11 protein-coding genes are annotated in these 12,019 nt (G+C 69.4%); 4 read left to right on the plus strand and 7 right to left on the minus strand.

All coding sequences use genetic code 11. From position 1 onward, the window contains the following. Positions 1-49: 49 nt before the first annotated feature. Entirely contained in the window at positions 50-1,585 is a 1,536-nt protein-coding gene (locus tag RWH44_RS04055; RefSeq protein WP_316003551.1) for an amino acid permease, read from the plus strand. Between the two features lie 205 nt (positions 1,586-1,790). On the opposite strand, the gene RWH44_RS04060 is transcribed toward RWH44_RS04055, so the two are convergent. The 3 genes from RWH44_RS04060 to RWH44_RS04070 form a co-directional block, all read right to left on the minus strand. Further along, entirely contained in the window at positions 1,791-2,453 is a 663-nt protein-coding gene (locus RWH44_RS04060; protein ID WP_298870803.1) for a hypothetical protein, read from the minus strand. A gap of 101 nt (positions 2,454-2,554) precedes the next feature. Continuing rightward, the gene (locus RWH44_RS04065; protein WP_298870801.1) at positions 2,555-3,064 is read right to left on the minus strand and encodes an amino-acid N-acetyltransferase; all 510 of its coding nucleotides are present in this window, start codon (positions 3,062-3,064) and stop codon (positions 2,555-2,557) included. Between the two features lie 72 nt (positions 3,065-3,136). Continuing rightward, positions 3,137-5,662, minus strand: coding sequence for an ATP-dependent Clp protease ATP-binding subunit (locus RWH44_RS04070; RefSeq protein WP_298870799.1), 2,526 nt, complete (start codon positions 5,660-5,662; stop codon positions 3,137-3,139). 189 nt (positions 5,663-5,851) lie between these two features. Between RWH44_RS04070 and RWH44_RS04075 the strand changes: the two genes are divergently transcribed. Both RWH44_RS04075 and RWH44_RS04080 read left to right on the plus strand, forming a co-directional pair. Continuing rightward, positions 5,852-6,478 carry a hypothetical protein gene (locus tag RWH44_RS04075; RefSeq protein WP_298870797.1) on the plus strand — a complete coding sequence of 209 codons (627 nt, stop codon included), beginning with the start codon at positions 5,852-5,854 and terminating at the stop codon, positions 6,476-6,478. Beyond that, the gene (locus tag RWH44_RS04080; RefSeq protein ID WP_316003552.1) at positions 6,475-6,708 is read left to right on the plus strand and encodes a helix-turn-helix domain-containing protein; all 234 of its coding nucleotides are present in this window, start codon (positions 6,475-6,477) and stop codon (positions 6,706-6,708) included. Before RWH44_RS04075 ends, RWH44_RS04080 begins: the two co-directional genes overlap by 4 nt. A gap of 18 nt (positions 6,709-6,726) precedes the next feature. Here RWH44_RS04080 and RWH44_RS04085 read toward each other — a convergent pair whose 3' ends face one another. The 3 genes from RWH44_RS04085 to RWH44_RS04095 form a co-directional block, all read right to left on the minus strand. Next, positions 6,727-7,464: a hypothetical protein gene (locus tag RWH44_RS04085; RefSeq protein WP_316003553.1), complete on the minus strand. Its 738-nt coding sequence runs from the start codon at positions 7,462-7,464 to the stop codon at positions 6,727-6,729. 86 nt (positions 7,465-7,550) lie between these two features. Then, positions 7,551-9,017: a cardiolipin synthase gene (cls, locus tag RWH44_RS04090; RefSeq protein ID WP_316003554.1), complete on the minus strand. Its 1,467-nt coding sequence runs from the start codon at positions 9,015-9,017 to the stop codon at positions 7,551-7,553. Positions 9,018-9,081: 64 nt separating this feature from the next. Then, positions 9,082-9,279 (minus strand): hypothetical protein, encoded by a 198-nt coding sequence (locus RWH44_RS04095; protein WP_298870789.1) that lies wholly within the window; start codon positions 9,277-9,279, stop codon positions 9,082-9,084. A gap of 113 nt (positions 9,280-9,392) precedes the next feature. On the opposite strand from RWH44_RS04095, the gene RWH44_RS04100 reads away from it, so the two are divergent. After that, positions 9,393-10,547 (plus strand): DUF4192 family protein, encoded by a 1,155-nt coding sequence (locus tag RWH44_RS04100; RefSeq protein WP_316003555.1) that lies wholly within the window; start codon positions 9,393-9,395, stop codon positions 10,545-10,547. Here RWH44_RS04100 and lysS read toward each other — a convergent pair. After that, the gene (lysS, locus tag RWH44_RS04105; RefSeq protein WP_298870784.1) at positions 10,498-12,018 is read right to left on the minus strand and encodes a lysine--tRNA ligase; all 1,521 of its coding nucleotides are present in this window, start codon (positions 12,016-12,018) and stop codon (positions 10,498-10,500) included. The two genes, RWH44_RS04100 and lysS, sit on opposite strands and share 50 nt — an antisense overlap. Position 12,019 lies beyond the last annotated feature (1 nt).

Here is a 12,019-nt window from a genome sequence, read left to right on the forward strand (position 1 = left end):
CTTCCGCAAAGGCGAGCCCGAAGCCTGCCCCCATCCCTCTGGAGGTCACATGTCCACCTCGAGCAGTTCCCGCAAAAAGGTCGCCGGAGCCACCTATACGGAAACCGACGCCAGCTACTTCGAGAAACGCACCCTGAAACGCTCGGCGGGCGTGTGGGGACTGTGGGGACTCGCGGTCGCCGCGGTCATCTCCGGCGACTTCTCGGGCTGGAACTTCGGCATCGGCTTCGCCGGCTTCGGCGGCATGCTGATCGCCTTCGTGATCCTCGTGATCATGTACTACGGCCTCACGTTCTCGATCGGCGAGATGGCGGCGGCGATGCCCCACACCGGTGGGGCCTATTCGTTCGCCCGCTCGGCGATGGGCCCGTGGGGCGGCTTGGCCACGGGTCTGGCCGAGACGATCGAGTACGTCGCCACCACCGCCGTCGTCGTGTACTTCTCGGGCCAGTACGCCGACTCGGCGCTCGAACTGCTGACCGGGGTGAGCCTGCCCGCCTTCGTCTGGTGGATCATCCTGTACGCGCTGTTCATCGCTCTCAACGCCGCGGGGGCGAATATCTCGTTCGGCTTCGCGATCATCGTCTCGATCATCTCGATCGGCATCATCGTGGTCTTCGGCGCGATGGCGCTGATGTCGGGCGCGTTCGACTGGGGCTCGCTGTGGAACATCGCCCCCACCGACGGCAACACCGAGTTCCTGCCCTTCGGCGTCGGCTCGATCCTGCTGGCGCTCCCCTTCGCGATGTGGTTCTTCCTCGGCATCGAGGAGCTCCCCCTCGCGGCGGAGGAATCCCACGACCCCGCCCGCGACATCCCCCGCGCGGGGCTGTGGGCCCGCGGCACGCTGATCGTGACCGGCCTCATCGTGCTGTTCCTCAACACCGGCGTGCTGGGCGCCGAGGCGACGGGCGGCTCTCTCGAGCCCCTGCTCGACGGCTTCCGTGCGATGGTCGGCGATCAGGCCGCGGCGCTGCTGTCGCTCCTCGCGCTCGTCGGCCTGCTGGCATCGCTCATGGGCATCATGTTCGCCTACGGACGCAACATGTACTCGCTCTCGCGGGCCGGGTACTACCCGCGCTGGCTGTCGCTCACGGGAGGGCGCAAGACGCCGTGGGTCGCTCTCGTGTTCGGTGCCGTCCTCGGCTTCCTCGCGCTCGTGGTCGTCCAGGCGGCGGGTGGGGATGCCAGCCCCGCCGGCGCCATCGTGCTGAACATCGCCGTGTGGGGCGCGGTGGTGGCGTACTTCCTGCAGATGGTGTCGTTCATCGTGCTGCGACGGAAGTTCCCGAACGCGCTCCGCCCGTACAGGAGCCCCTGGGGCCTGTTCGGCGCCTACTCGGCCGCGATCATCGCCGCCGTCGTGTTCTTCGGCCTCCTGCTGAACCCCGCGTACCTCCTGGCGATCGTCGCGATCATCGTCGTCTACGCGGTCATCTTCATCGCCTTCGCCGTCTACGGCCGGCACCGCCTCGTGCTCTCGCCCGAGGAGGAGTACGCCCTCTCCGGCGGACTCCACGGCGACCCGCAGAGGGAGGGCTACGACGCGATGGAGGGCGAGGTCTTCGGCGACCGGCGCTCCTGAACGAGCAGCGGAGGGGGCGGGCGCTGCGGCATCCGTCCCCTCCGGCGTGTCCTCCGCCGTGTGGCCTCGCGTGTTCGGGGCGCATTCCTCCGTTCGGGGCGCGCGACTCACGCCCCGAAGGGGGAATCGCGCCCCGAACGGATGCGGCGACAGAGCATCGGCGCGGCACGCCGACCCGGCCGGAACGGATGCCGCGGACGCGACGTCACTGCAAGACGAACGACGCCGTTCCGGCCGACGGGATGCCGCCGATCGACACGCTCAGGTGGTAGGTCGCCCCGCCGCCGGGAGCGTACGGACGCTCGCTCTCGCACGAGCCGACCGAGGAGCGCGTGCGGTCCCAGGTGAGCGGCGCGGAGCTGGTGACGACCTGCCCGGCGGCGAGCGTCACCTCCATGTCGCTCGGCTCGGTCTGGCAGTCGGTCGAACGCCACCACACGTCGGAGCCACTGGTCACCGTGAACGATTGCGCGCTGGTGCCGACGTTCATCGTGCACGGATTCGCCGAGGTGTTCGTCAGGCGGATCGAGAGCTGCGGGTTCTCACCCTGGCCGTACTGCCCCTTGTCGGAGAGCGCCTCGACGGTGATGTCGGCCGCGGTGCACTCGACGGGCCCCGACGGCGCGCTGGCGGTCGGCGTCGGGGAGCTCGACGGGGATGCCGCGGGCGCGGATGACGAGGGTGCGGCGGCGGGCGTGCTCTCGGCGGGGGCGGGGGTGTCGAGGGCTGTCGGGGCGGAGCGCCACGGCGGAGCCGCGACGAGCCACACGACGAGGCCGATCACGACGAGCGCCAGAAGGCCCGCCGCGAGACGACGTCGACGGTAGACCGCCGGGGACTGCCTCCGCCTACGGGGGGCATCGGTCATGATTCCAGGGTAGGCGCCTGGGCGGCGACGGCATTCCACGGCGCGCGCGCATCAGCACGCTCACAGGCACGCGGAGCCCTCAGCGCCGGGCGATGCGCGCGTCAGAGGTGCTTGAGCATCCGGGTGTTGCCGAGCGTGTTCGGCTTCACGTGCGCGAGATCGAGGAACTCGGCGACGCCCTCGTCGGGGCTGCGCACGAGCTGCGAGTACACGTCGGGGTCGACCACCTGCTCGCCGATCGGAGCGAACCCGCGCCGCGTGAAGAAGTCGACCTCGAAGGTGAGGCAGAACAACCGGGCGACCCCCAGCTCGCGCGCGCGCTGCTCGAGGTCCTCCACGATGGCCCGACCCACGCCATGGTGCAACCAGTCGTCGTGCACGATGAGCGTGCGGATCTCGGCGAGGTCGTCCCACATCACGTGCAGCGCGCCGCACCCGATGACGACCCCGTCGGCCTCGGCGACGACGAACTGCTGCACGGAGCCGTAGAGCACGACGAGGTCTTTGCCGAGCAGGATGCGCTTCTGCACGAACGGCTCGAGCAGTTCGTGGATGCGTCGCACGTCGGCGGTTCCGGCGGGGCGGACGACGAACGGCGCGGGTGAGGTCATCGGAACAGCCTACGCCGCAACGACGAAGGGGCCCGGATGCCATGGCATCCGGGCCCCTTCTGAGATAGGCGATCAGCTCCCCGCGAGGGTGTCGGGGGTGGCGGCGATCTCGCCGGCCGTTCCGACGCCGATCGCGACCTTCTCGCCGCGCGGAGCGGTGTCGAAGGTGAACTGACCGTTCTCGACACCGACCTTCACGTGGTCGCCCGACTCGAGCTCGCCGTGCAGGATCTTCTCGCTGAGACGATCCTCGACCTCGCGCTGCATGGCGCGGCGCAGGGGGCGCGCACCGAGCGTGGGGTCGAACCCGATCTCGATGAGCTTGTCCTTCGCGTCGTCCGACAGCTCAACCGTCATGTCGCGGTCGAGCAGGCGGTCGGCCAGGCGCTTGACGAACAGGCCGACGATCTGACGGAGCTCGTCCTTGTTCAGCTGCGGGAAGACGATGACGTCGTCGACGCGGTTGAGGAACTCGGGCTTGAAGTGGCGCTTGAGCTCTTCGTCGACCTTGCCCTTCATCCGCTCGTACGAGGTCTGCGCGCTGCCCTCGACCTGGAAACCGACCGGACCACCGGCGATCGCCGACGAACCGAGGTTCGTCGTCATGATGATCACGGTGTTCTTGAAGTCGATGACGCGACCCTGACCGTCGGTCAGACGACCCTCTTCGAGGATCTGCAGCAGCGAGTTGAAGATGTCGGGGTGGGCCTTCTCGATCTCGTCGAAGAGCACGACCGAGAACGGCTTGCGACGCACCTTCTCGGTGAGCTGGCCGCCCTCTTCGAACCCGACGAACCCGGGAGGGGCACCGAACAGGCGCGAGACGGTGTGCTTCTCACCGAACTCCGACATGTCAAGGGAGATCAGCGCACCCTCGTCGTCGAAGAGGAACTCGGCGAGCGCCTTGGCCAGCTCGGTCTTTCCGACACCGGTGGGGCCGGCGAAGATGAACGAGCCAGAGGGGCGCTTGGGGTCCTTGAGGCCCGCGCGCTGACGACGGATCGTGCGCGAGAGGGCCGCGATCGCCTCTTCCTGGCCGATGACGCGCTGGTGCAGCGCCTTCTCCATGAACATGAGGCGGCTGGACTCCTCCTCGGTGAGCTTGAACACCGGGATGCCGGTCGCCTGGGCGAGCACCTCGGCGATCAGGCCCTCGTCGACCACCGCGTGGGAGGCGACGTCGCCGGAGCGCCACTGCTTCTCGAGACGCAGACGCTCAGCGAGCAGCGACTTCTCCTCGTCGCGCAGGGCCGCTGCCTTCTCGAAGTCCTGCTCCTCGGAGGCCTGCTCCTTCTGCTCGCGGACCTTGGCGATCTTCTCGTCGAACTCGCGCAGCTCCGGCGGCGACGACAGGATCGACAGGCGCAGGCGCGCGCCGGCCTCGTCGATCAGGTCGATGGCCTTGTCGGGCAGGAACCGGTCGCTGATGTAGCGGTCGGCGAGGTTCGCCGCGGCGACGATCGCACCGTCGGTGATCTGCACCTTGTGGTGGGCCTCGTAGCGGTCGCGCAGCCCCTTCAGGATGTTGATCGCGTGGGGCAGGCTCGGCTCCGCGACCTGGATCGGCTGGAAGCGGCGCTCGAGGGCGGCATCCTTCTCGAAGTGCTTGCGGTACTCGTCGAGCGTGGTGGCACCGATGGTCTGGAGCTCACCGCGGGCGAGGAGGGGCTTGAGGATGGATGCCGCGTCGATCGCGCCCTCGGCGGCACCGGCACCCACGAGGGTGTGGATCTCGTCGATGAAGACGATGATGTCGCCGCGCGTGCGGATCTCCTTGGTGACCTTCTTCAGGCGCTCCTCGAAGTCGCCGCGGTAGCGGGATCCGGCGATGAGCGAGCCGAGGTCGAGCGAGTAGACCTGCTTGTCCTTCAGCGTCTCGGGCACGTCGCCCTTGACGATGGCCTGGGCGAGACCCTCGACGACCGCCGTCTTTCCGACCCCGGGCTCGCCGATGAGGACGGGGTTGTTCTTCGAGCGGCGCGACAGGATCTGCATCACGCGCTCGATCTCCTTCTCGCGCCCGATCACGGGGTCGAGCTTGTTGTCGCGCGCGGCCTGCGTGAGGTTGCGGCCGAACTGGTCGAGCACCGCCGACCCGCCCTGGGCAGCACCCTGGCTCTGCTCACCGGCTCCGGACGCGACGCCCGCGGGCTCCTTGCCCTGGTAGCCCGAGAGCAGCTGGATGACCTGCTGGCGCACCTTGTTCAGGTCGGCGCCGAGCTTGACGAGCACCTGGGCGGCGACACCCTCGCCCTCGCGGATGAGGCCGAGCAGGATGTGCTCGGTCCCGATGTAGTTGTGGCCGAGCTGCAGCGCCTCGCGCAGGGACAGCTCCAAGACCTTCTTCGCGCGCGGCGTGAAGGGGATGTGGCCGGTCGGCTGCTGCTGACCCTGGCCGATGATGTCCTGCACCTGCTCGCGGACGGCGTCGAGCGAGATGCCGAGCGACTCGAGCGCCTTCGCGGCGACGCCCTCGCCCTCGTGGATCAGCCCGAGCAGGATGTGCTCGGTCCCGATGTAGTTGTGGTTGAGCATCTTCGCCTCTTCTTGGGCGAGGACGACCACACGACGAGCACGGTCGGTGAATCTCTCGAACATCTCAGTCCCTCCAGAAATGGGCTGACAGGCACGCCTCCGCGCGCCGTACATCGAGAGTAACCAGCGGCCGGATGCCGGAGACGCGTGTTCGCCGTGGGCATACCGCCGTGACACCCGGTGTTGCGAAACCTATCGAGTATCGATACCTTATCGACTGTCAATAACAACGATCATCGATAAGGAGCGATCATGGCATCCCCCCGATCCACCTCGCGCACCCTTTCCCGAGGCGACACCGGCAGCTTCCTGCTCTTCATCGTCGCGGGCGTCGCCATCGCCGCCTGGGCGGTGATCCGTTCGGTGGGCACTATCGTGGCCGCCGTCGGCAACCGCGACGTGCGCGTCCCCATCGAGTTCCTCGACACCGTCGCCCAGGCGCCGATCGGTCCCGACGGGGCGTCCGTCCCCGTCGAGCTGACCGGCGCGGTGGTCACCGCCCCCTCGCTCCCCCTCGCCTCGCTCTGGGCGCTGTTCCTCTCGCAGGGGATCTTCGCCGCCGCGGTCGTGACGGTGGTGGTGCTGCTCGTCGTCCTGTGCGTCGGCATCCTGAAGGGGGAGATCTTCAGCCGCCGGCACACCCGTCTGGTGGCGGCCGCCGGCATCGTCTCGCTCGTCGCGGCGTTCGCGGTGCCGTTTTTCCACAACATGGTCGCGAACGGCGCCCTCGCGTGGCTTTCGGATCGCACCTACGACCGCGGACTGACCCAGCAGATCGACCTCCCGATCCTCATCGTGATCGGCTTCGTCGCGGGACTCTCCAGCACCGTGTTCACGGTCGGCGACCGCCTGCGGCGCGACACCGAGGGCCTCGTATGAGCCCGGCCGTCGCCGACGAGGGGCCCACCGGCATCCATTGCCGCCTCGACGAGCTGCTGGAGGCCCGCGGGATGACGCTGACCCGACTGAGCGAGCTCGTGGGCGTCTCGGTCGTCAACCTCTCGGTGCTCAAGAACGACCGGGCGAGGGCGATCCGCTACTCGACGCTGTCGGCCATCTGCCGCGTGCTGGAGTGCGAGGTGGGCGACCTGCTGGTCGTCAGCCCGTGAGACCCCGCGGGCCGGCGCTCAGCGCGAGCCCAGCACCGGGATCGGATCCGGCGCATCGACTCCGCCGCCCGACAGCACCACCGACACGGCACCCTCGGGCGCCCCGTCGCCGACGTCGGCGAGGGTGACGCGCGGGGCGAGGTCCATCGTGCAGATCTGGTCGGCGGGCGGGGTGGCGAACTGCACCGCGATGCCGGTCCCGGTCGTGGTGACCGACTCCACGGTGGGCGGGCAGCCGGAGCTGCCGTAGGTGACGAGGGCGATGGTGCGCGCGTCGACCCAGCCGGCGCTGGGAGCGAACTGCTCCGCGTCGGACGGGGCGGAGGTCAGCGGTGCGAGGGTCGTTCGCCCCTCGGCCGCGCCTTCCACGGTCACCTCGAGCGATCGGGTGGGGTCCACGCCCGCGGGCAGGCCCACCAGGGTGGCCCGCGGAGCCATGTCGCGCGTGCAGTCCGTGCGCGCGGACTCCCCGAGGGTGACGGTGACCGCATCACCGGACACGGTCGGCTCCGCACTGACGACGGGCACGCAGGTCGAGCTCCCCCAGGTGACGACGGCGATCGCGCGACCCGCGTCGAGCCATGCGGCCCCGACCTCGGCCGCGGATGACGACTCCCCGGCATCCGGACTGGACGAGGCGGACGGCGAGGTCTCCTGCGCGGGCGACGACGCGCCGGTGGCGCAGCCGGTGAGGGCGCCGGCGGCCAGCAGGCCGGCACCGAGGGCGGCGATGAGAGTCAGACGATGACGGGACATGTGGACCTCCGGGGCGAGTTCCGCCCCATGATGGCGGAGATTCCTGGATGCCGGCGGCGAAGCCGCGGCGCGTCACCGCCGGAGGATCACTGCAGCGCCGAGGTGAGCCGCGCGAGGTTGTCGAGGATCGTCGAGCGGAGCGGCTGGTGCTTCCACTCCTCGATCGTGAGCTGGCGGCTGAGGCTGCGGTAGGTGTGCTCGACGGCGCGCATATCGCGGACGAACTCCTCGCCCCGCACGAGCATCGACACCTCGAGGTTCAGACCGAACGATCGCATGTCCATGTTGCTCGAGCCGATGACCGCGACCTCGTCGTCGATCGTCACGCTCTTGGAGTGCAGAATGAACGGCTTGCGGTACATCCAGATGACAACGCCGGCGCGCAGCAGCGCCTCGTAGTAGCTGCGCTGGGCGTGGTAGACCATCGCCTGGTCGCCCTCTTCGGACACGAAGAGCTCGACGTGGACGCCGCGCTGGCACGCCGTCGTGATCGCCAGGAGGAGAGCCTCGTCGGGGACGAAGTAGGGGCTGACGATGATGATGCGCTCGCGCGCGGCGAAGAGCAGCCCGAGGAAGAGCTTGAGGTTGTTCTGGAAATCGAAGCCGGGTCCCGAGGGCACGATCTGGCAGTCGAGGTCGCCGGGGCCGGAGGTCACGCTGAACAGGTCGATCTCGTCGCGCAGGGTCTCGTCGGTCTCGCTGTACCAGTCCGACAGGAACACGGCGTTGATGCTGGCCACCACGGGGCCTTCGACGCGCACCATCAGATCGACCCAGTGCAGGCCGCGACGGATGTTCTTGCGCAGGTTGTACGACGAGTCGGTGACGTTCTGCGAGCCCATGTAGGCGACGTCGCCGTCGATGACGAGGAGCTTGCGGTGGTTGCGCAGGTCGGGGCGCTGATACCGCCCGCGCAACGGCTGCACGGGGAGCATGAGATGCCAGTGCGCGCCCATGTCGTCGAGACGCCGGAGGGTCTGCTTGTAGAAGGGCTTGCCCCGGTTGGCCCAGTGATCCAGCAGAACGCGGACGACGACGCCGCGCTCGGCCGCCTCCTCGAGGGCGCGGAAGAAGTTGTCGGTCGATTCGTCGGACTGCAGGATGTAGAACTCGACGTGCACGTAGCGCTTCGCGAGGCGGATGGCCTCGGCCATGGCATCCAGGCTCTGCTGGTAGTCGGCGATGAGGGTCGCGGCGTTGTCACCGGCGATCGGCATCGCCCCGAGGTTGCGGTTGAGGCGCACGAGGGCGCGGAACCAGTCGGGGGCGTGGGGACGCAGGGTGCCGAACTCGAGCGACGCGCTCGTGTCGTGGATGTACTCGTTGATCGCGGTCTGCTTGCGCCGGCGCTTGCGCGGCAGACGGGGGTTGCCGATCAGCAGGAAGAGGAAGACCCCGAGGAAGGGGATGAAGTAGATCGCCAGGAGCCACGCCATCGCGGCGGTCGGGCGGCGGTTGCGCGGCACGATGATGATCGCGGCGATACGCACCACGAGGTCGACGACGAACAGCGTGATGACGAGCCAGCTCGCGTCGAACGTGGCGTTGATCACGGGTCCTCCTGGGCGGGTCGTCCACCCAGCGTAGCGAGGGGCTGCGACAGCGGTCGCGGGATCGTCAGCTCGCGGGACCGTCGCCGGTGGAGGCGACCGGCGGGAGGCCGCGCTTCGCGCGCTCCTCGGCCTCGATGCGCGAGTAGACCTTGCGCTCGGTGCGGTCCATGCGGATCACGTTGCGGAGGATAAAGAAGAACACGACCGAGACGACGATCGTGGGCAGGATCGCCCACAGCATCGCGACCCAGGTCTCATCCATACCCCCAGGATACCCGCGCACCGTTCCTCCCCACGCGCCGTGGCAGTCGGGTTATCCACGATCGAGCTTTCCCGCCCCGCGCGCGGATGCCGCGACCCGGCACGCTCGTGCCCATGACCCCGACCGTCGTCCGCGCCGCCTCGTCCGCCTCGTTCCTCGCCCTCGTCCCGCACCTGCTGGAGTGCACCCCGCGGGAAAGTCTCGTCGTCGTCCCCTTCGCCGACGGGCGATCTCTCGGGGCCATGCGCGTCGACCTCCCCCGCGGCGGGCCGACCGAGGCCGAGAGCATCGCGTCGACCGTCATCGGCATGGCGTGCAAGGTCGCGTCGACGGACGCGATCGTCCCGGTCGTGTACACCGACCACCCGGTGACCGGCGGCTCCGACCTCCCGGAACGCGCGCTGATCGACGAGATCGCGTCTCGCGCGGGCATCTGCGGCCTGCGCGTGCTCGACGCCCTCGTCGTCGGTCCCGATGCCTGGGCCTGCTACCTCGACCCCGCGGGCACGTCCGCGGCGTCGCTGTCCGAGATCGCCGACGCCGACGCCCGAGGAGCCGACGCACTCCCCCGCACCGACCAGTTCTCCGCCGCCGCGCTCCCCGCGGTCGACACCGAGACCGCGGCATCCGTGGCGCGATCGCTCGGCGACGTCGACGACACCCTCGGCCGCCCGCGCGATCGGCGTCGCCTGCCGCTCGCGCGGCGAGCCGAGGCCGACGAGATCGCTTCACTGCTCGCCGACCCGCCCGCCCTGTTCGAGAGGGCGGTCACCGAGTCGGGGCGCCTGCGGTCGACGATGATCGCCGCCCTCGCGTTCTGCCTCGAGCGTCCGTCGCTGCGCGACGTGGCCCTCATGCAGTGGGCCGCCGATGTCGCCGCCGGCGATGCGGTGCTGCGCGCGCAGACCGCGTTCAGCGTGGGCACGCCCTTCCCCGAAGACCTCGCGCGTCCGATGTGGGGAGAAGGCGCGCGGCCCGAGCCCGAGCGCCTTCGGACCGCCCTGGAGGTGTGCCGGCAGGTCGCCGCGACCGTGCCGCCCGATCGACGGCCCGGGGCCCTGTCGGCCTGCGCCTGGCTGGCATGGGCGCAGGGACGCTCATCGCACGCCGGGACCTACGCCGAAGAGGCGATCCGCATCGACCCCCAGCACGGCCTCAGCGCGATCATGCTGAGCCTTCTCGACGCCGGTCGCCTGCCCGAGTGGGTCTTCGAGCGCCCTACTTCACCAGCGGGAAGAGGATCGTCTCGCGGATACCGAGCCCGGTGATGGCCATCAGCAGACGGTCGATCCCCATCCCCATCCCCCCGGTGGGCGGCATCCCGTGCTCGAGCGCCCGCAGGAACTCCTCGTCGATCGGCATCGCCTCGTCGTCGCCCCGCGCGGCGAGCTTGGCCTGCTCGACGAAACGCTGGCGCTGGATCACCGGGTCGACGAGCTCGGAGTACCCGGTGGCGAGCTCGAATCCTCGGACGTACAGGTCCCACTTCTCCACGACCCCCGCGATGGAGCGGTGCTCGCGGACGAGGGGACTCGTGTCGACCGGGAAGTCCATGACGAAGGTGGGGCGCGTCAGGCCCCCCTTCACGAAGTGCTCCCACAGCTCCTCGACCCACTTGCCGTGGGTCTCGTGCGGAGGCGCGTCGACACCGGACTTCTCGCCGAGAGCGCGCAGCTCGTCGAGCGAGGTCTCGGGGGTGACCTGATGACCGGATGCCGCCGACAGCGAGTCGTACATCGAGATGCGGTCCCAGTCTCCGCCGAGGTCGTACTCGGTGCCGTCGGCCCACGTCACAGTGGTCGAGCCGGCGACCGCGATCGCGGCATCCTGGATGAGCGTCTGGGTCAGGTCGGCGATGCCGTTGTAGTCGGTGTAGGCCTGGTAGGCCTCGAGCATCGCGAACTCGGGGCTGTGCGTGGAGTCGGATCCCTCGTTGCGGAAGTTGCGATTGATCTCGTAGACGCGGTCGATGCCGCCGACGACCGCACGCTTCAGGTAGAGCTCCGGCGCGATGCGCAGGAAGAGCTCGGTGTCGAAGGCGTTCGAGTGGGTCGTGAACGGCCGGGCCGACGCGCCGCCGTGCTGCACCTGGAGCATCGGGGTCTCGACTTCGACGAAGTCGCGCTCGGTGAAGGTGCGGCGCAGGCTCGCGTTGACCGTGGCGCGAGCGAGCACGGTCTCGCGCGCCCGGTCGCGCACGATCAAGTCGAGGAAGCGGCTGCGCACCCGGCTCTCCTCGCTGAGCTCGGTGTGCAGATTGGGCAGCGGCAGCACGGCCTTGGCCGCGATGCGCCACTCGGCGACCATGATCGACAGCTCGCCACGGCGGCTCGAGATGACCTCGCCCGAGACGAACACGTGGTCGCCGAGGTCGACGAGCTCCTTCCACGCCTGCAGCGACTCCTCGCCGACGACGCCCTGCGACACCATCGCCTGGATGCGACTGCCGTCACCGGCCTGCAGCGAAGCGAAGCAGAGCTTGCCGGTGTTGCGACTGAACACCACGCGCCCGGCGACGCCGACGGTCTCGCCCGTCTCTTCACCTGCCTCGAGCTCGCCGAAGCGCTCGCGCAGGGAGGTGATGGTGGTCGTGACCGGGACCGACACCGGGTAGGCGCCGCCCGCGGCGTCGCTGCGCTCGGCGAGCAGTCGCTCGCGCTTGGCCAGGCGTACCGCCTTCTGCTCGAAGACCTCGTCTTCGGTGGGTTCGGCGGCGTCGTTCGCGGGCGCGTCGGTCATC

The sequence above is a fragment of the Microbacterium phycohabitans genome (assembly GCF_032464935.1).
Lineage (GTDB): Bacteria > Actinomycetota > Actinomycetes > Actinomycetales > Microbacteriaceae > Microbacterium > Microbacterium phycohabitans.

Bases quoted from the DNA above. Each gene is read 5' to 3' on its own strand.
- RWH44_RS04070 (WP_298870799.1), bottom strand. From the start codon at position 5,662: ATGTTCGAGAGATTCACCGACCGTGCTCGTCGTGTGGTCGTCCTCGCC.
- RWH44_RS04080 (WP_316003552.1), top strand. From the start codon at position 6,475: ATGAGCCCGGCCGTCGCCGACGAGGGGCCCACCGGCATCCATTGCCGC.
- RWH44_RS04075 (WP_298870797.1), top strand. From the start codon at position 5,852: ATGGCATCCCCCCGATCCACCTCGCGCACCCTTTCCCGAGGCGACACC.
- RWH44_RS04060 (WP_298870803.1), bottom strand. From the start codon at position 2,453: ATGACCGATGCCCCCCGTAGGCGGAGGCAGTCCCCGGCGGTCTACCGT.
- RWH44_RS04065 (WP_298870801.1), bottom strand. From the start codon at position 3,064: ATGACCTCACCCGCGCCGTTCGTCGTCCGCCCCGCCGGAACCGCCGAC.
- RWH44_RS04085 (WP_316003553.1), bottom strand. From the start codon at position 7,464: ATGTCCCGTCATCGTCTGACTCTCATCGCCGCCCTCGGTGCCGGCCTG.
- RWH44_RS04100 (WP_316003555.1), top strand. From the start codon at position 9,393: ATGACCCCGACCGTCGTCCGCGCCGCCTCGTCCGCCTCGTTCCTCGCC.
- RWH44_RS04055 (WP_316003551.1), top strand. From the start codon at position 50: ATGTCCACCTCGAGCAGTTCCCGCAAAAAGGTCGCCGGAGCCACCTAT.
- RWH44_RS04095 (WP_298870789.1), bottom strand. From the start codon at position 9,279: ATGGATGAGACCTGGGTCGCGATGCTGTGGGCGATCCTGCCCACGATC.
- lysS (WP_298870784.1), bottom strand. From the start codon at position 12,018: ATGACCGACGCGCCCGCGAACGACGCCGCCGAACCCACCGAAGACGAG.